Source organism: Curtobacterium luteum (assembly GCF_001475545.1).
Taxonomy (GTDB): Bacteria; Actinomycetota; Actinomycetes; order Actinomycetales; family Microbacteriaceae; genus Curtobacterium; species Curtobacterium luteum_A.
This window is the reverse complement of record NZ_LDQC01000039.1, coordinates 1-22,920: the sequence shown is the minus strand read 5'-3', so window position 1 is coordinate 22,920 and position 22,920 is coordinate 1. Positions and strand designations below refer to the sequence as shown.

The window sequence follows — 22,920 nt, the reverse complement described above, 5'->3', positions numbered from 1 at the left end:
GACTGCGACTGCGGGGCTGCGGCTGCGACGGCCCGGGGTGCGGGTCGCGTCAGGCGGCGGGGCCGGTCGCGAGGACCTCGGCTGCGTGCAGCAGCCGCGCGGTGACGGGGTGCGCCGGCCGGCCGAACACCGTGGCCGCCGGGCCGTGCTCGACGACGGCGCCCTCGTGGACGACCAGCACGTCGTCCGCCATCCGCCGGACCGCCCGGAGGTCGTGCGACACGAACACCATCGCCACGCCGGTCTCGTCGCGGAGCTGTTCGAGCAGTCCGAGCACCGCGTCCTGCACGGTCGCGTCGAGCGCCGTGACGGGTTCGTCGAGCACGAGGACCTCGGGTTCGGTGGCGAGCGACCGGGCGATGGCGAGCCGCTGCCGCTGCCCGCCGGACAGTGTCAGGGGCGACCGGGACCGCAGCTCCGGGTCGAGCCCGACCTGCCGGAGCGCCGCGTCGACCCGTGCCCCGAGTCCCGCGCGGGCTCGTCGCTCCGCCCCGCGCGAGAAGGCGTCCGCGAGCACCCGCTCGACGTCCCACCGTTCGTCGAACGTCGCGCCGGGGTCCTGCACCACCGCCGCGACCCGGTCACGGCGCGCTCGGCGGTCGCGCTCGGGGAGCGGTGCCCACGGCTCGCCGTCGAGCGAGACCGAGCCCGCGTCCGGGGTCTCGAGGCCGAGCAGGATGCGCGCGAGCGTCGTCTTGCCCGACCCCGACGCGCCGATGACACCGAGCACCCGGCCGCGGTCGAGGGCGAACGAGACGTCCCGCACGGCCGCGGTGTCGTCGAAGCGGCGGTCGAGGCGGTCAGCCACGACGATGGCGTCGGGGGTGTCGGCGACCGCCCGGGGCGCAGGACCACGCACCCCGGCCCGGGCGGCGTGCACGAGCGCCGCGGTGGCCGGGTGCTCGGGCGCGGTGAACACCCGGTCGACCGGGCCCTGCTCGACGATCCGGCCGTCCGACACCACGGCGACGCGGTCGGCCCACCCGGCGACGAGCCCGAGGTCGTGGGTGATGACGAGCAGGCCGGCGCCGGCCTGCTGGGCCCGGCGCAGCTGCTCCATCACGGTGACGGCGACGCCGGCGTCCAGGGCCGTCGTCGGTTCGTCGGCGACGACGAGCGCGGGGGAGCCGATGGTCGCGGCGGCGATGAGCGCCCGCTGTCGCATCCCGCCCGAGAGCGTCCCGGCCAGCCGACCGTCCGTCGCGATCGCCGGATCGAGCCCGACACCGGCGAGCGCGTCCCGCACGGCCTCCACGCGTTCGGCGGCGGTCGTCGCGGTGTGGAGCCGGAGTGCGTCCGCGACCTCGCGTCCGACCGGGCGGAGCGGGTCGAGGGCGCCGAGGGCCTCCTGTCCCACGTAGCCGACCGAGGCACCGCGGAGTCGCCGCCACCCGCGCTCACGGAGTCCGCGGGCGTCCGTCCCCGCGACGTCGAGGCGACCGGCCGACACCACGGCCCGGTCGGCGGACAGGCCGAGCAGTGCCCGGGCGGTCACGGTCTTGCCGGAGCCGGAGGCGCCGACGAGCGCGACGCACTCGCCCGGCGCGATCCGGAGCGAGACGTCGGACACGACGCGGACGCCGTCGATCGAGACCGAGAGCCCCTCGACCGCGAGGACCGCGGCGGTCACCGGGCGTCGCCCCGTCGTCGGACCGCACGGCCGAGCACGGTGACGGCGGTGGCGAGCACGACGATCGCGAGTCCGGGGAAGGTGCTCATCCACGGCGCGGTCTGCAGGTACGTCCGGCCGTCGGCGAGCATCGCGCCCCACTCCGGTGCCGGCGGCGGGGTCCCGACGCCCAGGTAGCTCAGCGCGGACGCCCACACGACTGCCTGACCGATGCCGAGCGTCCCGACCGCGACGACCGGCCACAGCGCAGCGGGCAGGACGTGCCGGACGACGATCATCGCGGGGGACCGGCCGAGGAGGACCGCGGTCTCGACGACCTGCGACTCGCGGGCCGTCCGCACGAGGCCCCGGACGATCCGCGCGTAGCCCGGCGCGGTCGCGAACCCGACGGCGAGCACCGCCGGGACCGGCCCTGGCCCGGTCACGGCGATCACGACGAGGGCGACGAGCAGCAGCGGGAGGGCGAACGCGACCTCGGTGACCCGTCCGACGACCGCGTCGAGCACCCGGCCGCCGAGCCCGGCGACGAGCCCGAGCAGCACTCCGGTGACCGCGCCGACCAAGGTGGCCGCGACCCCGACGACGAGCGACGCACGGGTGCCGGCGACGACCCGAGCGAGGACGTCCCGCCCGGACTCGTCGGTCCCGAACCAGTGTGCGGCGGACGGGGGGAGCAGTGCCTCGTCGGGGTGCACGGCAAGTGGGTGCGCACCGCCGAGCAGCGCGGGGACGACGGCCGCCACGACCGCGATCGCGACGACCGCGGCCGCGATCCACCCGGCGGTGCCGAGCGTCCCCCCACGGTGTCGCTCGGCACCCCCGGACGGAGCGCGGCTCGTGGTCGGGTCGTCGGTCGGGGCCGCGGGGTCGAGGATGCCGCTCACCGTGCGACCGCCGTCCGGCCGTGGCGACGCCGTCCCGGAGTGGTGCCGGAGCGCCGGGGCCGGCGGTCGACCGCGCGTTCGGCGAGGTCAGCGACTGCGAGCACGACGACGTAGGCGGCCGCCGACACGAGGGCGATCCCGGCGACGAGCGGCATGTCCCGCTGCGTCACCGCGGTGACGAGGGAACGGCCGATGCCGGGGAGTGCGAAGACGGACTCGACGACGACAGCACCGGACACCAACGACCCGAACGCCCACGCCGACAGCGCGAGCCCGGGCAGCGCTGCGTGGCGGAGCGAGTGGCGGAGGAACACCCCGAGCCGGTGCTCCCCGCGGCCCCGGGCGGCCAGGGCGAACGCGGAGCGCTGCGCGTCGACGATGCCGTCGCGGACCGTCTCGGCGAGGTACCCGGCGACCGGGACCGCCACCGTGACCACGGGCAGGACCCAACCGCGGAGCGTGCCGTCGCTCACCGCCGGCGCCCACCCGAGGGCGGTCGCGAACACGACGATGAGGACGCTCCCGAGCCAGAAGTGCGGGACGACGCTCGCGGTGACGGTGATCGCCCCGGCGATGCCGGCGGCGACCCGACCGCGCTGCGTCGACCACCACGCGGCGACGAGCGCGAGCGCCCAGGCGACGACGAGCCCGGCGACCGCGAGCGTCAGCGTGACGGGGAGCTCCTGGGCGAGCAGCGTCGCGACCGGGGTCCGGAACGCGTAGGAGTCGCCGAGCTGTCCGGTGGCGAGCCGGCCGAGGAACACCGCGTACTGCACCAGCAGCGGACGGTCGAGGCCGTACTCGTGCCGGACCTGGTCGACCGCGGCGGCCGAGGCCTGCGACCCCGGCCCGCCGAGGATCGCGAGGGCAGGGTCACCGGGGATGAGCCGGACCGCGACGAACACGATCGTGGCGACGGCCCACAGCACGCCGATGCCGCCCGCGAGGCGACCGAGGCCCCACACCGCCCACCGCGACCACGCGACGGAGCCGCGGGGGCGCGTCGGGGTCATGCCGAGCCTCCAGTCCGGTCCTGCCGCGCGCGAGCGCGCGTCAGCGGTCGATCCAGGCCGAGCCGAACCACGGCGTCGAGACGGCCGTGGTGTGCACGTCGTGCACCTTCGTCGAGACGAGGAAGTGGTTCTGCTGGTCGTAGAGCGGGAGGACGGTCGCGCTGGCGAGGATGTCCTTCTGGGCCTGCTCGTACAGCTCGCCGCGGTCGTGCGTGTCGGCGGTCCGTGCGGCGCGCTGCAGGAGCGAGTCGACCGTCGGGTCGTCGAGCTGCGCGAGGTTCGCGAAGTAGCCCGACGGGGCCGGCGTGATGCTCGCGCTGTCGTAGAGGATGCGGAGGACGTCGGCGCCGACCTTCGTGTATGGCGCGCTGACGACGTCGTACTGGTTCGCCGCGAGGGCCGCGTACCAGCTGGAGAGGTCGAGCTCCTTGATCTGCACGTCGAAGCCGACCTCCTTCTCGGAGGCCTGGATCTGCTGGAAGAGGCTGCGCTCGGCGGGGATCGACTGGTTCGTCGACACCGGGAACGTCACTGTCAGACGCTTCCCGTCCTTCGTCCGGATGCCGTCGGAGCCCTGCTTCCACCCGGCGTCGTCGAGGAGCTTGCCCGCCTGGGAGGCGTCGTGGTCGAAGAGCTCGTCACCGTCGGCGGAGTACGCGAACGGCTCGACGCTCGACAGCAGCGAGTACGAGCGCTTCGCGGTGCCGAGGAACAACGACTTGATGCCCGGGTCGACGTCGGCGCCGTGGATGAAGGCCTTCCGGACGGCCTCGTCCCGGAACACACCGTGGCCGGAGTTGAGCTCGAGACGGTTCGACGCTCCGGGCCGTGGGGCGTCGAGGTCGCGGATGGAGCCGCCGGCCCCCGCCGCGCGGATCTGGTCGGGCTGCGCGTTGTCGATGACGTCGACCTGTCCGGACTGCAGTGCGGCGTACCGCGAGGTCGAGTCGGGGAGGAAGCGCCAGGTGATGCCGTTCAACCGGGGCTTCGTGGTGCTGCCGGCCGGCTTGCCGAGCGGCGTGTAGTCGGCGTTCTTCGTGAGCGTGACCCGGTCGCCGTGCTTCCAGTCCGTGATCCTGAACGGCCCGGTGCCGACGGGCGACTCGCAGTTCTGCGCCTGCGAGCGCTCGAGCGCCTTCGGGGACTCCATGCCGACCCACGGCTGCGAGAACGACTCGAGCAGGGCGCTGTCCGGACGGTTCAGCGTGAGCGTGACCGTGTGGTCGTCGGTCGCCGTGGCCTTCGTGATCGACTGCAGCGCGAGGTAGCCGGTGCTCGACGCCGTCGCCGGGTCCTGCACGTGCTCGATGTTCGCCACGACCGCGGCCGCGTCGAACGGGGTGCCGTCGGTGAACGTCACGTCGTCGCGGAGCCGGAAGGTGAGCGTCCTGCCGTCGTCGGAGGTCTTCCACGACGTCGCCAACGCGGGGACCGGTCGGCCGTCCTCGAGCGCGGTGAGCTCCTCGATGTACTGGCTGGACAACAGCGCCTGCGGGTAGTTGCCGCCGACGTGCGGGTCGAGGCAGGTCGGCTCGGCGTCGCCGGACGCGTAGACGAGGGTCCCGCCCGCCACGGGCGTGCTGCTCGTCGACCCGCCACCGCCACCGGTGCAGGCGGCGACGGCCAGGAGGATCGTGGCTGCGCCCGCCACGGAGGCCGCGACGCGCGCACGGCTTTTCTGTACTGAGTCCAACTTCATGACTGGTCGAGTCTAGCGGTTTACTGGGCGCATGGACCTCGAGCACGGCGACGACGCGCGCGCTCGCCGCGGAGGCCGGCCACGCCGCTCCAGCGCCGAGGTCCTCGCCGACGCGGCGGCCGAACTCTTCCTCGAGCAGGGGTACGGCCGGACCACCGTCGACCAGATCGCCGCACGTGCCGGGGTGAGCCGCGCGACGTTCTTCAACTACTTCGCCGCGAAGTCCGACGTCATGTGGCTCGAACTCGATGCCGCGGTCGCGGCGATCCCGGCGCTCCTCGACGCCTCCGCCGAGCCGAGTCCGGTGCGCGCCGTCGAGGACGCGCTCCTGGCCGCGGCACGACAGCACGACCCGGACCGGGTGCCGTGGGCGGTCGCGCAGGCCGAGGTGATGGGGATCGGGCCCGAGCTCGTGGCGAGCGTCGCGGCGCGGGTGATGCAGCAGCACGGGGCGGTCGCGGCGTTCGTCGCCGGGCGGACGGGCGACCGTCCGGGCGCCCTGTGGCCGCAGACCGTCTCCGGGGCCCTGCTCGGTGCCGCCGCCGCGGCGTTCGGTGTCTGGGTCGGTGACGGGGTCGGCCGGGGTCCGCTCGTCGAGTACGTCGCCGCGGCGCTCACGCCCGTCGCGGACGGCCTCGACGCCGCCTGACCGGTACTGTCGCGGGATGCCCCGATCCGTGCCCCCGGCCGAACCCGGCGACCAGCGTCGCACCGGCGGGCTCGCGGCGACGCTCGTCGGACTCGTGGCCGCGCTCGTTTCCGTGACCGGGTCGTGGGTGCCGTCCGCGTGGGTCGACGAGGCCGCGACCATGAGCGCGGCGAACCGGACGTTGCCGCAGCTCTGGCACATGGTGCAGAACGTCGACGCCGTGCACGGCCTGTACTACGCCGCCGTGCACCTCTGGTTCCAGGTGGTGCCGTACAGCCCCTTCACGCTCCGGCTGCCGAGCGCCGTCGGGGTCGGGCTTGCCGCTGCGCTCACGGTGTTCCTCACGCGTCGGTTCGCGGGGACGTGGGCCGGCATCGTCGCCGGGCTGGTCTTCGCCGTCCTGCCGCGCGTGACCTTCGTCGGCGCGGACGGCCGGTCGTACGCCTGGACCACCGCGACGGCGGTCGCCGCGATGCTCGTGCTCTGCGTCGCCGTCGAGCGCACGGACCGACGGGCACCGCGGGCCTGGCTGTGGTGGGTCGGCTACGTCGCGGTGACCCTGTTCGGGGCGTTCCTGTTCCTGTACACGGCGCTGTCCCTCGCCGCACACGGGATCACCGTCCTCGTCTGGGCGGTGCGCCGGTGGCGTCGGCAGGGGTGGGCCGCGGCGCTCCGGCCCGCGGTGTCCTGGCTCGCCGCCGCGGTCCTGTCCGCGCTCGTCCTGCTGCCCTTCGTCCGCCTGACCTCGGGGGAGGCGGCGAAGCAGCTCTACTTCCTCGGCCCGCTCGTGCTGGACCGCACGACACTCGAGGCCGTCGCGACCAAGCAGTGGTTCGGCGGGACGGTACCGCTCGCGGTCCTGTTCGCGGTGACCGCGGTCGTGGCGGTCGTCAGCGCCGTCGCGGTCCCGCGCCTCCGGACCCGACTGCCGCTCGTCGAACTGCTGCTGCCGATCGTCGTCGTCCCGACCGTCGTCGTCGTCGTCGTCTCGCTCCTCGTCCGGCCCCTGTACATCGGGCGCTACTTCACGTTCTGCGCTCCGGCCGTCGCGATCCTCATCGCGCTCGGCCTCGTCTGCGTCCGGTGGAAGGTCGTCGGCGTGCTCGGGGTCGCGCTCGCCGTGGTGCTCGCGTTCCCCCGGTGGCAGCACCAGCGGGACCCGGGCGCGAAGCAGGGTGCGCGCTGGGACGAGGTCGCCGCGTTGGTCGCCCGTGAGCGTGCCGCGGAGCCGGCGGGCACCCGGGACGGCGTCTTCCACGGGCCCCTGCCCGGGCACGCGAACCGCACGACGGAGTTCATCGCGACGACCTACCCCGATGCCTTCCGCGGCATGCGCGACCTCACGGTGACCCGTCCGGCCGTCGCGATCGGCGAGCTCTGGGCCGAGCGGCTCCCGGTGGACGACCCCGCGGTGCCGACCGACGGAGTCGACCGGGTCTGGTGGGTCGGGGTCGAGAGCCGCGACCAGCCGCGGATCCCACTCGCCGGGCTCGAGCACCGCGGCTGGCACGTCGTCGAGCGCCACCGTGCCGGTGGGGTGCTCGTGGTGGTGATGGCTCGGTCCTGAACGAACCCGCGGGCTGTGGGCACCGCGTCACCAGGGCAGTCCCACCCGGTCCCGTACGCTCGGGGACCGTGACCAGCAGTGTGCTCGATCCCGACGTCCGCCAGGGGCCGGGCCGTGGCCGCCGCGGTGGTGCACCGGTGCGCCGCGGTCTCCTGGCCACGGCGTTCGTCCTCGTCGCCCTGCTCGGTGCCTTCGTGGCCTTCTGGCACCTCGGACGGCAGACGCCGCACACGGACGAGTTCACGTACACCGGCGCCGGCTGGCAGTACGTGCACGGACTCTTCACGGCCAACCTCGAGCACCCGCCCACGGCGAAGTACCTGTTCGGCGCCGCCGAGCTCGTGCTCGGCGTCGGTGTCCCGGCGGCACGACTGGTGGCCGCGCTCGCGTCGTTCGCCACCGGACTCGTCCTCTTCGTCTGGCTGCGCCGCCCGATCGGCCCCTGGGGTGCGCTGCTCGCCGCCGGCTGGTGGTGGCTGACCCCGCGGTCCGACTCGCCGACCTGGGCGGACGTGGCCTCCGGAGCAGCCGCGCGGATCGACCGACTGGCGCTCCTCGAGCCGGTGATGACGTGCTTCGCGGTCGCCGCCGTCGCCGTGGCCTGGCACGCCGCCACCCGCGGCGGCCCGGGGGAACGACGATGGTGGACCGGCACCGGGTGGTGGGCGCTGTCCGGCGTGCTCCTCGCCCTGTCCGTCACGTCGAAGGTCTCGACCGCCGTCGTCGTCCTCGCGATCGTGACGCTGCCGGCGCTGTTCCGGCGGTGGCGGGCCTACGCGACCGGGGGAGCGGCCGCGGTACTCGGGTTCGCCGTCGTCTTCGTCGCCGTGTACCTCCCCGTCGGTGGCCTGCGTGCGATCGACTACATGCTCGCGTTCCAGAGCGCACACGACACGGACGGCCACGAGATCACGCTGCTCGGGCAGCGGTACGAGCTGGCGCCGTGGTGGGCGAACTTCGTCCGGGTCGTCGACGGTGTCGGCTGGCCCACGGTCGCGGTGCTCGTGGTCGGGATCGTCGCCGCGCTGGTGGTCCGACCCGACCGGCTCGTGGCGGTCCTCGCCATCGCGCTCGGGTCGCTCGTGGTGTTCTACTGCACGTCGAACGTCTCGCTCCCGCACTACTACCAGGCGTGGATGCCGTGGGCGATCGCCCTCGCCGCGACCGGGGTCGTGCGCACAGCGCGGCTGCGCCCACCCGGGACCACCGTGGTCGCGGTCGTCCTGGTCGCGGTCACGCTCCTGCCTGCGGCCGTCCTCGTCCGGACCGTCGCCGAGAGCCGTGTCACCGGCTTCCCCCGGCTCGCCCCGGCGCTCGCCGCCGAGGGGGTGCCGGCGGGTGACCGCATCCTCGTCGCCGGAGCGGCCCAGGCATCGTTCCTGACATTCACCGGGAACCGCGCGGCCCCGGCGGAGCTGCCCCACGGCGACTTCGGGGTCGTGGTCGAGGCCACGGACTCGCGCTTCCCGATGAACCCCGCGGTGCAGCGCCTGCTCGTCGACGAGCCGCAGCGGTTCCGGACGTTCCGGGTCGACTTCCTGCGGGTGTGGGTCGTCCGTGGCGACGCCCTCCTCCACGCGGAGGGTGACACCGCGACGCTCGTCACCCCGTCCGGTCCCTGACGCGTTCCGCTCGGTGCGCGACGGCCGCCACGTGCTCGCTCGGTCGCGCCTACCGCTCGGTCCGCAGCGTCCCGGCGCCGCCCGCCGCGACGTCCTCGACCGTGCCGTCCCGTACGGTCGCCGGCACCTTGCCGTTCCCACGGGCGGCGAGCGAGTCGTCCCCGGGGATGCTCAGCGTCAGCACGGCCTCCTCGATGTACCGGCTCTCCTCCAACGACGCCTCGACCCGGCGCAGCCGCACGGCCACGTGGTCCTCGTCCTCGTTCCCGGTCAGGTCGACCGCGGCCACCAGGAACACCCGCGACGGCCCGACGAACTCGAGGTGCAGGTACGTGACCCGCTCGACCTCGTCACGGCGCAGCAGCTCGGTGAGCACCGCGTCCTCGAGCTCCGGGGAGGTGGCCTCGCCGACCAGGAATCGTCGGTTGCGCTCGATGAGCACGATGGCCACGACACCGAGCAGCAGCCCGACCGCGATGGAGCCGATCGCGTCGAACACGGCGAGTCCGGTGACCTGGTGCAGGAAGACGCCGAGGAACGCGATCACGAGGCCGATGAGCGCGGCGGCGTCCTCCGCGAACACTGCCCGGAGCGTCGGGTTCGACGACTGCAGCACGTGGCGGAGCACCGGGACGCGGCGCTTCGTGGCGGCACCGTGTGCCTGCCGGTACGCCTGCACGAAGCTCGTTCCCTCGAGCAGGAACGCGACGCCGAGCACGAGGTAGTTCAGCAGCAGGTCCTCGGCCGGCCCGGTCTCACCGAGTTCGGTGATGCCGTGCCAGATCGACACGACGGCGCCCGCGGTGAACAGGCCGAACGCGGCGAACATCGACCAGATGTAGGTCTCGCGACCGTAGCCGAGCGGGTGCTTCGTGTCCCGCGGCTTGGCGCCGCGTCGTTCCGCCACCAGCAGGAAGACCTCGTTGCCGGTGTCCGCCCAGGAGTGCGCGGCCTCGGCGGTCATGGACGCCGACCCGGAGAGCAGCGAGGCGACCGTCTTGGCGATCGCGACGAGCAGGTTCGCGGCGAACGCGATGATGACGGTGAGGAGCGATTCGGGGCGCTCGGGCTCATCGGAGGAGGGCATCGCTCCAGCATGCTCCGCTCGGGTAGACTCGTCCCAGCAGGCGTCGAACCGGCCATCACCGGGGAGCCTCCGGAAGAACCCGGCAGTCGGCACGACCGACGGCCGGCAGTAGACCCGGGCGGACCGGACCGCACCCCTCTCCGGCGAACGAGCGGTCGGGCGCAGCGCGAGCAGTGTCCGGCAAGCGAGGTGGTACCGCGGAGCACGCTCCGTCCTCGTGGAGACGAACCGACCCACAGGAGCCCACGGTGCGCTACCCTCTCAACCGTCCTGCAGACGACACAGCAGCCGGCGTCACGCCCTCGCCGTCCTTCCCCGCCGTCGAGCAGGGGATCCTCGCCTTCTGGAAGGGCGACGGCACGTTCCAGGCGTCCGTCGACCAGCGCGAGGGCTGCCCGGAGTGGACGTTCTACGACGGCCCGCCGTTCGCGAACGGCCTGCCGCACTACGGGCACCTCCTCACCGGTTACGCGAAGGACGTCTTCCCGCGCTACCAGACCATGCGCGGCAAGCAGGTCCACCGCCGCTTCGGCTGGGACACCCACGGGTTGCCCGCCGAGCTCGAGGCGATGCGGCAGCTCGGCATCACCGAGAAGCACGAGATCGACGAGATGGGCGTCGACGTGTTCAACGCCGCCGCCAGGAAGAGCGTCCTGCAGTACACCGACGAGTGGCAGCGGTACGTCACGCGGCAGGCCCGCTGGGTCGACTTCGAGAACGACTACAAGACCCTCGACGTCACGTTCATGGAGAGCGTGCTCTGGGCGTGGAAGCAGCTCTGGGACAAGGGCCTCGCATACGAGGGCTTCCGCGTCCTGCCCTACTGCTGGAACGACCAGACGCCGCTGTCGAACCACGAGCTCCGCATGGACGACGACGTCTACCAGTCCCGGCAGGACCAGTCGGTCACGGTCGCGTTCCCGCTGCGCGGGACCCGCGCTTCCGAGCTGGGGCTCGACGGCGTCCGGGCGCTCGCGTGGACGACCACCCCGTGGACGCTCCCGACGAACGCCGCCCTCGCGGTCGGTCCGGCGATCGCGTACGCGGTCGTCCCGGCAGGGCCTGGAGGCGCGGCTGACGGTGGCGACGCCGGTTCCGCCACCTACCTGCTCGCGTCCGACACCGTGGCAGCCCACGCGAAGGACCTCGGCTACGAGTCGGCCGATGACGCCGCCGCCGCCGTGGTCCGCACGGTCGTCGGCGCCGAGCTCGACGGCGTCGAGTACGAGCGGCTGTTCGACTTCCTCGAGGGGACCGAGGGCTACGAGCACGCGTGGAGGATCCTGGTCGCCGAGTACGTCGAGACGGGCGAGGGCACGGGCGTCGTGCACCAGGCCCCCGCCTACGGCGCCGACGACCAGGAGGTCTGCGCCGCCGCGGGCATCCCCGTGGTGCTCTCCCTCGACGAGGGCGGTGTGTTCACGTCGCAGTTCGGTGAGGTGGCGGGCATGCTCTGGTCGGACGCGAACAAGCCGCTGACCAGGGCCGTGCGCGAGGCGGGCCGGCTGCTCCGCCAGGCCTCCTACGAGCACAGCTACCCGCACTGCTGGCGCTGCCGCAAGCCCCTCATCTACAAGGCCGTCTCGTCGTGGTTCGTCCGCGTCACCGAGTTCCGCGACCGCATGGGCGAGCTCAACCAGGAGATCAACTGGGTGCCGGACAACGTCAAGGACGGCCAGTTCGGCAAGTGGGTCGGCAACGCGATCGACTGGTCGGTCTCCCGCAACCGCTACTTCGGCACGCCGATCCCGGTGTGGCAGTCGGACGACCCGGCGTACCCGCGCACGGACGTCTACGGCTCGCTCGAGGACATCGAGCGCGACTTCGGCCGCCTGCCGCTGAACGCCGACGGCGAGGTCGACCTGCACCGCCCCTTCATCGACGAGCTGACCCGGCCGAACCCCGACGACCCGACCGGGAAGTCGACCATGCGGCGCATCTCGGACGTGTTCGACGTCTGGTTCGACTCCGGGTCGATGCCGTACGCGCAGGTGCACTACCCGTTCGAGAACCGCGAGTGGTTCGAGGCGCACAACCCGGCCGACTTCATCGTCGAGTACATCGGGCAGACCCGCGGTTGGTTCTACGTCATGCACGTGCTCTCGACCGCGCTGTTCGACCGCCCGGCGTTCCGCAACGTCATCAGCCACGGCATCGTGCTCGGCTCGGACGGCCAGAAGATGTCGAAGTCGCTCCGCAACTACCCGGACGTCTCCGAGGTCTTCGACCGCGACGGCGCCGACGCGATGCGCTGGTTCCTCATGTCGTCGTCGGTGATCCGCGGCGGCAACCTCGTCGTCACGGAAGAGGGGATCCGCCAGGGCGTCCGGGAGTTCCTGCTCCCGCTCTGGTCGACGTACTACTTCTTCACCCTCTACGCGAACGCGTCGGGGGAGTCGGGGTACCAGGCGCAGCGTCGCACGGACAGCACCGACGTGCTCGACCGGTACCTCCTCGCGAAGACCCGCGTGCTCGTCGCGGACGTCACGGCACACCTCGACGCCCTCGACACCCCGCTCGCCGCGCAGGCCGTCCGCGACTTCGCCGACGTGCTCACGAACTGGTACGTGCGACGCTCGCGCGACAAGTTCTGGGCTGGGGCGTCGACGAGCCCCGAGGCCCGGGCGGCATTCGACACGCTCTTCACCGTGCTCGAGACGCTCACCCGCGTCGCCGCACCGCTTGCGCCGCTCGTCAGCGAGGAGGTCTGGAAGGGCCTCACCGGCGGCCGGTCGGTACACCTCGAGGACTTCCCGTCGGCCGACGAGTTCCCCGCGGACGACGCCCTCGTCGCCGCGATGGACCGCGTGCGCGACGTCGCCTCGAAGGGCCTCGCGCTCCGCAAGGCCACCGGCAAGCGCGTCCGGCTGCCGCTCGCGACGCTGACGCTCGTGGTGCCGGACCCCGTGGCGGTCGAGCCGTTCGCGGACATCCTCCGCGACGAGCTGAACGTCAAGCGGGTGGTGCTCGAACAGCAGGCCGAGGAGTCCCTGGCGCAGTACGGCATCGAGCGGAAGCTCACCGTCAACGCCCGTGCCGCCGGGCCGCGGATCGGCAAGCAGGTCCAGCAGGTGATCCCGGCGGCGAAGCGCGGCGACTGGGTCGCGACGGAGTCCGGCGTCACGGTCGGTGGCGTCGACCTCGTCGAGGGCGAGTACACGCTCGACCTCACCGTGGCCGACGACTCGGTGGCGGTGGCGTTCCTCGACGGTGGCGGCTTCGTCGTCCTCGACACGGTGACGACCCCCGAGCTCGAGGCCGAGGGGCTGGCGCGCGACGTCGTCCGTGCCGTCCAGCAGGCCCGCCGCGACGCCGACCTCGACGTCAGCGACCGCATCGCCCTGACGCTGGGGGTGTCCGACGACGCCGCCGACGCGGTCCGGACCCACCGCGAGCTCATCGCGGGGGAGACCCTCGCCACGGGCGTCGAGATCGTCGCGCTCGCCGCGGACGCGACGACCACCGACGTGGGCGAGACAGCGAAGGTGTCCGTGGAGGTGGCACGCGCATGAGTGACCAGAACGAGCACGAGCACGAGGACGGGTACGACGCCGAGGGCATCGCGATCCCCGCGGGCCCGGCGAGCCCGGCGCCGGTCGACCCGTCCCCGGCCGACGGGGACGACGACGAGGTCCGCCGCGTCCAGGCGGCCCTGTACGCCCGGATCGGCGAGCAGGCGCCCGAGCACCGACTCAGTGCGACCCGTCGCGCGGTCGAGCTCCTCGGCGACCCGCACCTGTCCTACCCCGTGATCCACGTCACCGGGACGAACGGCAAGACGTCGACCGCCCGGATGACGGAGAGCATCGTGCGCGCCCACGGCCTCCGCACCGGGCTCATGACGAGCCCGCACCTGGTGTCGATCCGGGAACGCATCGTCATCGACGGCGAGCCGATCGCCGCGGACCGCTTCGTCGAGAACTGGGACGACATCGCGCCGATCCTCGAGATGACCGACCAGGAGCTGACCGCCAAGGGCGAGCTGCCGCTGACGTTCTTCGAGGCGCTGACCGTCCTCGCGCTCGCCTGCTTCGCCGAGGCGCCCGTCGACGTCGCGGTGATCGAGGTCGGCATGGGCGGCGAGTGGGACTCCACGAACGTCGTGCAGAGCCAGGTCGCGGTGTTCACCCCGATCGCGATGGACCACGCGAAACAGCTCGGCAACACCGTCGCCGAGATCGCCCGCACGAAGTCCGGCATCATCAAGCCGTCCTCCGCCGTCGTGTCGAGCGCGCAGACCCCGGACGCGCTCGCCGAGCTCGAACGGGCCGCGGAGCTCACCGAGTCGACGCTGTCGGTCGAGGGCACCGGGTTCCGGGTCACGAGCGACACGCCCGCGGTCGGTGGGCAGCTCGTCAGCGTGCAGGGACTCGCCGGCACCTACGACGACCTCTTCGTGCCGCTGTTCGGCGCGCACCAGGCCCACAACGCCGCGGTCGCGATCGCCGCCGTCGAGTCGTTCCTCGGGCGTGGGTCGCAGGCGCTCGACGAGGACGTGCTCTCCGAGGGGCTCGCCGCCGCGACGAGTCCCGGTCGCCTCCAGCCCATCGCGCAGGACCCCGTGGTCGTCGTCGACGCCGCGCACAACCCGCACGGTGCCAGGGCGCTCGCCGACGCGCTGCCGGTGGCCTTCCCCTCCGAGCACGTCGTCGGCGTGGTCGGGATCCTCGGGGACAAGGACGCCCGCGGGTTCGTCCGGGCGCTCAAGGACACCGTGCAGACCTTCGTCGTCACCCAGCCGCCGGGGGAGCGGGCACTCGATGCCGACGCCTTCGCCCGCATCGTGGTCGACGAGGTCGGCGCGGACCGTGTCGTGGTCGAGCCCGCACTCGACCAGGCGCTCCGGGAGGCGCGGGACCTCGCGGACGAGGCGGACGCCGAGGACGCGATGGTCCTCGTGGCCGGCTCCATCGTGATGGTGGGTGCGGTCATGGACCTGGTGCACGCGGAAGGCGGGACGAGGTGACGGAGCCGAACCGTGCCTCCAGGCCGGCCCGTCAGCGGAAGCCGCGGCGCGACCGCGGCGCCCGCGAGAGCCTGCTCGCGATCACCCTCGGACTCGAGGCCGTGATGTTCTTCTTCCCGATGCTCGTGACGTTCGGGAAGCAGACGCTGCCGCCGGCCGTGGCGTTCGGCGGCGGCATCGGCGCGATCGTCGTGCTGGCGCTGGCCTCGCGGCTGACCGGCAACCGAGCCGGTGTATGGTTCGGGTGGCTGCTGCAGGCGGCCATCCTCGCCACCGGCTTCATCGAACCGTTCATGTTCGCGGTCGGCGCGGTGTTCCTGGCGCTGTGGGTGTACTGCTTCGTCAAGGGCGGTCAGCTCGACCGGCAGAACGCCGCACGACGGGCCGCTGCCGGCGAGGACTGACCACCACCCCACGACCCCGTCAAGGAGTTCTGCATGTCCGACTTCGAAGAGACCCTGGTCCTCGTCAAGCCCGACGGCGTCGCCCGCCAGCTCACCGGCGAGATCCTCCGTCGGATCGAGGCCAAGGGCTACGAGATCGTCGACCTGAAGATGCTGACCGCACCGCGCGACCTGCTCGACGCCCACTACGAGGAGCACCAGGGCAAGCCGTTCTTCGAGCCGCTCGTGGAGTTCATGCAGTCCGGCCCGGTCGTCGCGGTCCGCGTCGCGGGCAACGGCGTCATCGCGGGCTTCCGCTCGCTCGCCGGCACCACCGACCCGACCTCGGCGGCGCCCGGCACCATCCGCGGTGACCTCGGTCGCGACTGGGGTCTGAAGGTCCAGCAGAACCTCGTGCACGGCTCGGACTCCTCCGAGTCCGCTGCCCGCGAGCTCGGTCTCTGGTTCGCGTGAGCGCCGACCGACACGCGAGACCGCAGGAGCGAACGGCATGACGAACAACGACCGACCGTCGAAGAACGAGCGGCGCGCGCACGCGCGTGACATCGCACGGCAGCGCGCCGAGGCGGAGCGCCGTCGCAAGCGCCGCAACAAGTGGTTCCTGCAGGGCGGCATCGGCCTGGGCATCATCGCGGTCGCGGCCATCGTGACGCTCGTCATCGTGAACGTGAACAGCGCGAACACCGTCTCCGCGACGGGCCCGAAGAACATGATCACGGGCGCGATCCAGTTCACGGGCAAGGACGGCAAGGTCACCCCCGTGGAGACCGGAGCCGTGGCGGCGAACGCCACCGCTTCACCCGCACCGACGGCGAACGCCGACGGCGCGGCCTCCGTCGTGGAGTACGTCGACTGGGCATGCCCGGTGTGCAAGCAGTTCGAGGCCGCCTACGCCGATCAGATCCTCGACAAGGTGAAGTCCGGCGATGCCACGCTCGCGATCCACCCGGTGTCGATCCTCGACCGCAACTACCAGAACTCGCGGTACGCCAGCCGAGCCGCCAACGCTGCGATGTGCGTCGCGAACTACGACCCGGACAAGTTCCTCGACGTGCAGACGCAGTTCTTCGACAACCAGCCGGAGGAGGGCACGAAGGGCCTCACGAACGCCGAGATCGCCGACCTGGTGAAGCAGGGCGGCGCGACCGGATCGAAGGTCTCGGAGTGCCTGTCGACTGAGCAGTTCAAGGGCTGGGTGACGAAGACCACCGACGCGGTGCTCGCGGACCCTGCGCTGCAGGGCACCCAGGGCTTCGGGACGCCGACCGTCGTGGTGAACGGCGAGAGGCTCGCGAACCTGACGGACGTGATCTCGAAGATCGACGCCGCCGCGAAGTAGCACGGCACCGCACGCAGGACGCCCCCGCTCCGGATCGGAGCGGGGGCGTCGTGCACGTGCCAGCGGCCCTGGACCGAGGTGGTGGCCGCGGTGGACGGCCGTCGGACGGTCACGTTCGGGCGCGAATCGTCGCCTCGCCGCAGCGAGCCGCAGGCCAGCCACAGCCAGCCGCCGCCGGCCGCTGCCAGCCGCCGCCGGCCGCAGCCAGCCTGCGCCGGCCGCAGCCGGCCGCAGCCGGTCGCCGCCAGCTGTCAGCAGCACGGAGCGAGGCAGCCCCTGCGCCGTCCACTCGTGGGGACGGTGCAGGGGCTGCCGCTCTCGGCGCCGGGGGCAGGCGCTACGCCTTGCCGCCGTTCTGCAGCACGAAGGCCGAGAACGCGTCGGTGTCGGTGAGCGAGCCGGTGTACTGCTTGCCGTTCACGATGATCGTCGGGGTGCCGGTCACCTTGTCGAGGGACGAGTTCGGGATCTTCTCGTTGAGTGCCCGGTTCGTGGCGTCGGTGACCCATCCGGCGAACTCCTGGTCGGTGATGCACGAAGCGACGTCCTTGCTCGTCGCGCCGGCCTTGGCCGCGAGTGACGCGAGCTCGTCGTTCGTCAGGCCGCGGGTGTTCTCCGACGGTTGGTTCGCGTACAGCGCGGTGTTGTACGCGAGGAAGTCCTGCGGGTCGTCGTTCGCGACACAAGCGGCAGCGGCAGCGGAGCGCGTGGAGTACTTCGACCCGAGCGAGACCCGGTCGAGCAGGTTGAACGGGTGCAGCTCGAGCGTCGCCGAACCGTCCTTGACCCACTGCTCGATCTGGGACATCTGGGCGGTCTCGAACTGGTTGCAGTACGGGCACATGTAGTCCGAGTACACGGTGATGTTCGCCACCGAGTCGTCCTGTTTCGTCGGCGTGGGCTTGCCGCCCTCGGGGATCGCCTTCGTCGTGACCGGTTCGATCTTCCCGTCGACACCGTGCAGCACGATGCCGTCGCTCGCCATGTTCGCCGGCCCCGGACCCGCCGGCTGCACCGAGTTCGCGATGACCAGCACGACCGCGCTGACGACCGCGAGGCCGCCCACGATGATGCCGCTGATCGTCAGCGTGCGGTTGCGGCGACGGCGCGCCTGCTGCTTCTCGCGGGCGACCCGAGCACGCTCCCGCGCCTCGTCCCGCCGTGCCTTCTTGCCCTGGTTCTCGCTCATCGGTTCGAGCGTAGGTCGCCGACGGGCGCGGCCCGGCCGCCCTGGCTGGGAAGGCACCAAGAATCCGGTGACACGTCACCGAGCTGGGTGGTCCAGCGGGTTCAGAAGCTCTGGAAGATGCGCGGGAAGACGATGATGATCGAGACCGCGATGACGAGGTAGTTCGCGAGCGGGAACGCCCAGCAGAACGGCAGCAGGGTCTTGCCGACGCGCTGGACCCCGGCGCCGAAACGTCCCTGTGCGGCGTTCCAGATCGTGAACACCCAGAACATCGGGATCGTCATCGACCAGACGAGCATGCACCACGGGCAGAGGGCCCCGATGAACCACACGGTCTGCGTGAACAGCCACGTCACGAAGACCCAGGCGAGGAACACCCCGGCGTTGAACACGATCCAGAACCACCGCGAACCGTTCCGGAAGCCGGCGAGCAGCATGACGGCCACGGCGATCGGGGCGACGAAGCCCATGATGCCGAGGAGCGGGTTCGGGAAGCCGAGCAGGTGCCCCTGTGCGCTCGTCATCACGTCGGAGCAGTTCACGAACACGTTGACGTCGCACGACAGCGCGGTCTTCGGGTTCTCGTACTTGGCGAACTCGTCCAACACGAGCCGGAAGGAGGCGTACAGCCCGACGACGCCGGTCACGAGCAGGAACACCCCCATCGCGATCGGACGGCGGTGGAGGGGACGCGGCGTGCTCACGCGGTCATCATCGCACGCGCGATCCGGTCGTTTCCGTGAGCGGCATGCGATGATGGTGGGGTCGCACGACCGGACACGGTCACGCGGCGTGAGCTTTCCGGGCTGGTCCCGGACCGAACAGGCACGGTGAGAGCGTGCCGCGACCGGAACACGCGTCACTCCGACGCTCCGCGAAGCCCGGGCCGGGTGCCCGGGGACGAACGGGCGCGGACGCACCACAAGTTGCCGCGGACCGGTCGCGAACGACAACGAGCACGGGGGCGTGGACGCCACCCGCCACACGAGAATTCCCGCCGCCCGACAGGGCGCGAGCGGGGCCGAGGAGTGCACCAGTTCCATGGTGGAGCAGAACAACAACGACAACACGAAGAACGACGAAGCGCCGAAGCGCCGGAGCCGCCTGTTCGGCGGGCGCCGAGCACGGTCGGCCGACCTGGAGGCACGGGCGGACGTCGAGCAGGCATCTCCCGTCGAGCAGACGGCCGGCCCGCGGGCCTCGGCTGCGTCCGCTGCGGAGGCTCCCGTCGCCGACGCCCCGGTCGAGGTCGGCACCGAGACCGTCGCGCTGACCGACGACGCGGCTCCCGCGGTGACGGTCGCTGTCGAGGCGACGGCGGGCGCGGACGAGCCGCACGACGTCAGCACCCTCACCGGGGACCTGCCGGTGGTCGCCGCGGACGACGCGGCCACGGAGACCGCAGCCGCACCGGAGGCGGACGTGACCGCAGCGGCGGACGCGAGCAGTGCCTCCAGTCCGGCGGAGCCCGCGGACGAGCCGTACGTCCCCCGTGCGACCAGCACGACCAGTCTGATCTTCCACGCACCGGTCCTCCCGGACCTGCCGCCGCGTGCGCCCCGCTCGGCTCCCGAGGACGACGACGACGAGCAGGGCGGTGGCCGTCGTCGGTCCCGCCGGCGCGGTGGCAGCTCCTTCGGGGGAGCCGCCGAGCAGCCCGAGCCGCGCCGTCGTGAGCGTGAGCGGGAGCGTGACCGCGAGCCGGAGCTCATCACCGAGCCGCAGCGCATCAAGGGCTCGACCCGGCTCGAGGCCAAGAAGCAGCGCCGCCGCGACGGCCGGGACGCCGGGCGTCGCCGTCAGGTGATCACCGAGGACGAGTTCCTCGCCCGCCGCGAGAGCGTCGACCGCCAGATGATCGTGCGCTCCAGCTCGCAGAAGATCGAGATCGGCGTCCTCGAGGACGGCGTGCTCGCCGAGCACTACGTGACGAAGTCGCACAACGTGTCGCTGATCGGGAACGTCTACCTCGGCAAGGTGCAGAACGTGCTGCCCTCGATGGAAGCGGCGTTCGTCGACATCGGCCGCGGTCGCAACGCCGTGCTCTACGCGGGCGAGGTCGACTGGAACTCGGTCGACACGAGCCACGGACGTCGCATCGAGTCGGCCCTCAAGCCCGGCGACAAGGTGCTCGTGCAGGTCACGAAGGACCCGGTCGGCCACAAGGGCGCCCGCCTCACCTCGCAGGTCTCGCTGCCCGGTCGCTACCTCGTCTACGTGCCGAACGGCTCGATGAACGGGATCTCCCGCAAGCTGCCCGACACCGAGCGCGCTCGACTGAAGAAGATCCTCAAGGAGGTCCTCCCCGAGCACGCCGGCGTCATCGTGCGCACGGCCGCCGAGGGCGCGACGGAGGAGCAGCTCACCCGCGACGTGCAGCGCCTCACGAACCAGTGGGAGGCGATCCAGAAGAAGGTCGCGAACGGGCACGCCCCGGTCATGCTGCACTCCGAGCCCGACCTGCTCGTCAAGATCGTGCGGGACGTCTTCAACGAGGACTTCACCAAGCTCATCATCGACGGCGACGCCGCCCGCGGGACCATCGAGGACTACCTCGACGCCGTGGCGCCGGACCTCAAGGACCGCGTCGAGATCTACGACGGCCCGGACTCCTTCGAGGAGTACCGCCTCAACGAGCAGATCGAGAAGGCCCTCGACCGCAAGGTCTGGCTGCCCTCCGGCGGCTCGCTCGTCATCGACCGCACCGAGGCCATGACGGTCGTCGACGTCAACACGGGGAAGTTCGTCGGGTCCGGCGGCAACCTCGAGGAGACCGTCACGAAGAACAACCTCGAGGCCGCCGAGGAGATCGTCCGCCAGCTCCGTCTGCGCGACATCGGCGGCATCATCGTCGTCGACTTCATCGACATGGTGCTCGAGTCCAACCGCGACCTCGTGCTGCGTCGACTCGTCGAGTGCCTCAGCCGCGACCGCACGAAGCACCAGGTCGCCGAGGTCACCTCGCTCGGCCTCGTGCAGATGACCCGCAAGAAGATCGGCGTCGGGCTCCGTGAGTCGCTCGAGGAGGTCAACGCGAAGGTCAACGACAACAACGCTGACCCGGGCCCCTCGAAGGGCCGTCGGAAGAGCCGCGGCGGCAACGGCGGCGGGTCGAACGGGAACGGCGGCAACGGCGGATCGAACGGGAACGGTGGTTCCTCGTCGAACGGCCACGGCTCGCAGACCCACCAGATCACCGACGACGTCAAGAACGCGCTGTCCCGCATCGCGGCGTCGACCCTGCCGCACGAGGAACGCGCCGCCGCCGAGGCCGCGGTGACCGGCGTCGCGGTCACCGGTGTCGCGAGCGCCACCGCGCCGGAGTCCGCGCCCGAGGCCTCGACCACGTCGACGTCCTCGACCGCGTCGGCGTCCGAGACGATCGCGTCGTCGTCCGAGGCGCCCGCCGAGTCGTCGGGCGGCTCGAAGCGTCGTCGTCGTCGCGGTAGCCGCAGTGGCGGCGAGCCGCTGGCCACCGGTCAGGCGTCGGCCGACGAGCAGTCCTCGTCGGCCGACGAGTCCGCTGCAGCCGAGGCTGCGCCGGCCGAGGCCGCGCCCGCTGGTGCCGCCCCGGCGAGCGCTGCGCCCGTGACGACGGCATCCGCGGCTCCGGCCACCGCCGAGACCGCCGGCGCTTCGACCGCCCCGGTCCGCCGTCGGGTCAGCTCGAGCGCCCCGGTGACCCCGACCGAGAACACGGTCGCGATCCTCGACATCCCCGTCGCCGTCACGAAGCGCGAGCCCCGTGCCGTGCCCGCTGCGGACGCGGAGTCGCTGCTCGACTCGGTCCTCAACGCGCTCCCGGAGCCGAAGCAGCCCGGGCAGGGCCGCTCGCGCTCCCGGCGTGTGTCGTCGCCGAGCATCAGCGCGCCGGCCTCGACCGAGGGCGACGCGCCCGAGGACGGCACCGTGATCGTGGGGAACTGAGCGTGACGAACGCGGGCGACCCGGGGCAGCAGCACCGCGGGTACTACGGTGCGGGCTGGCAGCAGCCCGCACCGGGGCCCGCGTCCGGTGCGCCGTACGCGCCGCCGGCACCCCCGCAGCGCCGTCGTCCGGCCGGCGACCCGCGTCGGGCGTTCGCCCCGGGCGCGTCCCTCACGAACACGACGGGTGCTCTCATCGCGGTCGTCTCGGTGGTCGTGGTCGAGTTCCTCTCCGGACTCGTCGGGCTCCTCGGCACCTCCCTGGTGGTGAGCCCCTTCGCGCGCTACGGCGCGGGGGACAGCATCATCGCCGGGTTCGTGCACGGGGTGTTCCTCGCGCCGCTGCCGTTCCACGTCGGGGCCTTCCTCGCGCTCGCGTTCCTGGTGCCGGTCGCACGGCGGAGTCCGCTGCCGGTGATCCTCCTCCGTGCCGTGCTCGCCGGCGCCGCTGGGACGATCGCGCTCGCCCTCGTCGGGGTGTTCACCGGTGCGTTCGGGGCGGTCCGCGGGTACGGGGCCGCGCGCCTCGTGACGAGCATCGTGACGGTGCCGCTGCAGAGCGGACTCCCGCTGACGCTCATGCTCGTGGCCACGACGACGGCCGCGTGGCTGTGGCTCGGCCGCCCTCGGGCTGGTGCGCGCAGGGCGCTGGGGGAGCCCGGGACGCTGCGGCGGCCCGATGCCGTCCCCGCCGCCACCGTGCAGGGCGCCGGTGGTCCGCAGCGGCAGGCGGACCCGTACGCTCCTGCCGGGCAGCAGCCGCCGTACGCGCCTGCCGGGCAGCAGCCGCCGTACGCGCCTGCCGGGCAGCAGCCGCCGTACGCGCCTGCCGGGCAGCAGCGCCCGCCGTACGCCCCGCCCACCGGGCAGCAGCAGCCGCCGTACGCGCCTGCCGGGCAGCAGCGCCCGCTGTACGCCCCGTCCACCGGGCAGCAGCAGCCGCCG

16 protein-coding genes and 1 pseudogene are annotated in these 22,920 nt (G+C 72.5%); 10 read left to right on the top strand and 7 right to left on the bottom strand.

From position 1 onward, the window contains the following. Positions 1–49: 49 nt before the first annotated feature. The 4 genes from NS184_RS07435 to NS184_RS07420 are packed head-to-tail and all read right to left on the bottom strand — an operon-like array spanning position 50 to position 5,226. Positions 50–1,630, bottom strand: a complete 1,581-nt coding sequence (locus NS184_RS07435) for an ATP-binding cassette domain-containing protein (protein WP_058725487.1) — start codon at positions 1,628–1,630, stop codon at positions 50–52. Continuing rightward, positions 1,627–2,514 (bottom strand): ABC transporter permease, encoded by an 888-nt coding sequence (locus NS184_RS07430; RefSeq protein WP_058725486.1) that lies wholly within the window; start codon positions 2,512–2,514, stop codon positions 1,627–1,629. The genes NS184_RS07435 and NS184_RS07430 overlap by 4 nt, the downstream gene beginning before the upstream one ends. Continuing rightward, a complete protein-coding gene (locus tag NS184_RS07425; RefSeq protein WP_058725485.1) occupies positions 2,511–3,527 on the bottom strand; it encodes an ABC transporter permease in 1,017 nt (338 codons plus the stop codon). Before NS184_RS07425 ends, NS184_RS07430 begins: the two co-directional genes overlap by 4 nt. 40 nt (positions 3,528–3,567) lie before the next feature. Then, a complete protein-coding gene (locus NS184_RS07420) occupies positions 3,568–5,226 on the bottom strand; it encodes an ABC transporter substrate-binding protein (RefSeq protein WP_058725484.1) in 1,659 nt (552 codons plus the stop codon). 31 nt (positions 5,227–5,257) lie between these two features. Here NS184_RS07420 and NS184_RS07415 point away from each other — a divergent pair, with 31 nt between their 5' ends. The 3 genes from NS184_RS07415 to NS184_RS07405 all read left to right on the top strand — a co-directional run bounded on the left by NS184_RS07415 (position 5,258) and on the right by NS184_RS07405 (position 9,064). Further along, positions 5,258–5,875, top strand: a complete 618-nt coding sequence (locus tag NS184_RS07415; protein ID WP_058725483.1) for a TetR/AcrR family transcriptional regulator — start codon at positions 5,258–5,260, stop codon at positions 5,873–5,875. Positions 5,876–5,891: 16 nt separating this feature from the next. Beyond that, complete coding sequence (locus NS184_RS07410; protein WP_058725482.1) at positions 5,892–7,442, top strand: glycosyltransferase family 39 protein; 1,551 nt, start codon at positions 5,892–5,894, stop codon at positions 7,440–7,442. A gap of 68 nt (positions 7,443–7,510) precedes the next feature. After that, positions 7,511–9,064 carry an ArnT family glycosyltransferase gene (locus NS184_RS07405; protein ID WP_152998108.1) on the top strand — a complete coding sequence of 518 codons (1,554 nt, stop codon included), beginning with the start codon at positions 7,511–7,513 and terminating at the stop codon, positions 9,062–9,064. A gap of 49 nt (positions 9,065–9,113) precedes the next feature. Here NS184_RS07405 and NS184_RS07400 read toward each other — a convergent pair whose 3' ends face one another. After that, the gene (locus NS184_RS07400) at positions 9,114–10,151 is read right to left on the bottom strand and encodes a cation diffusion facilitator family transporter (RefSeq protein ID WP_058725480.1); all 1,038 of its coding nucleotides are present in this window, start codon (positions 10,149–10,151) and stop codon (positions 9,114–9,116) included. Positions 10,152–10,399: 248 nt separating this feature from the next. On the opposite strand from NS184_RS07400, the gene ileS reads away from it, so the two are divergent. From ileS to NS184_RS07375, 5 genes are read left to right on the top strand one after another with little or no spacing between them, the layout of a single operon-like run. Next, positions 10,400–13,663, top strand: coding sequence for an isoleucine--tRNA ligase (gene ileS, locus NS184_RS07395; RefSeq protein WP_058725479.1), 3,264 nt, complete (start codon positions 10,400–10,402; stop codon positions 13,661–13,663). Beyond that, complete coding sequence (locus tag NS184_RS07390) at positions 13,660–15,117, top strand: bifunctional folylpolyglutamate synthase/dihydrofolate synthase (protein ID WP_083513533.1); 1,458 nt, start codon at positions 13,660–13,662, stop codon at positions 15,115–15,117. The genes ileS and NS184_RS07390 overlap by 4 nt, the downstream gene beginning before the upstream one ends. After that, positions 15,114–15,521 carry a DUF4233 domain-containing protein gene (locus tag NS184_RS07385; RefSeq protein ID WP_058725478.1) on the top strand — a complete coding sequence of 136 codons (408 nt, stop codon included), beginning with the start codon at positions 15,114–15,116 and terminating at the stop codon, positions 15,519–15,521. The genes NS184_RS07390 and NS184_RS07385 overlap by 4 nt, the downstream gene beginning before the upstream one ends. A 33-nt stretch (positions 15,522–15,554) precedes the next feature. Further along, a complete protein-coding gene (ndk, locus tag NS184_RS07380) occupies positions 15,555–15,974 on the top strand; it encodes a nucleoside-diphosphate kinase (protein ID WP_058725477.1) in 420 nt (139 codons plus the stop codon). Between the two features lie 37 nt (positions 15,975–16,011). Continuing rightward, positions 16,012–16,860, top strand: coding sequence for a DsbA family protein (locus NS184_RS07375; RefSeq protein ID WP_058725476.1), 849 nt, complete (start codon positions 16,012–16,014; stop codon positions 16,858–16,860). Between the two features lie 337 nt (positions 16,861–17,197). Here NS184_RS07375 and NS184_RS07370 read toward each other — a convergent pair whose 3' ends face one another. Further along, positions 17,198–18,049, bottom strand: a complete 852-nt coding sequence (locus NS184_RS07370; protein WP_058725475.1) for a DsbA family protein — start codon at positions 18,047–18,049, stop codon at positions 17,198–17,200. A 101-nt stretch (positions 18,050–18,150) separates the two neighbouring features. Further along, entirely contained in the window at positions 18,151–18,753 is a 603-nt protein-coding gene (locus tag NS184_RS07365; protein ID WP_242862990.1) for a vitamin K epoxide reductase family protein, read from the bottom strand. Positions 18,754–19,090: 337 nt separating this feature from the next. On the opposite strand from NS184_RS07365, the gene NS184_RS07360 reads away from it, so the two are divergent. Together NS184_RS07360 and NS184_RS07355 are read left to right on the top strand one after the other, a co-directional pair. Next, positions 19,091–21,976: an Rne/Rng family ribonuclease gene (locus NS184_RS07360; protein ID WP_058725474.1), complete on the top strand. Its 2,886-nt coding sequence runs from the start codon at positions 19,091–19,093 to the stop codon at positions 21,974–21,976. Positions 21,977–21,978: 2 nt separating this feature from the next. Beyond that, positions 21,979–22,920, top strand: a pseudogene (locus NS184_RS07355) (hypothetical protein); the annotation flags it as partial.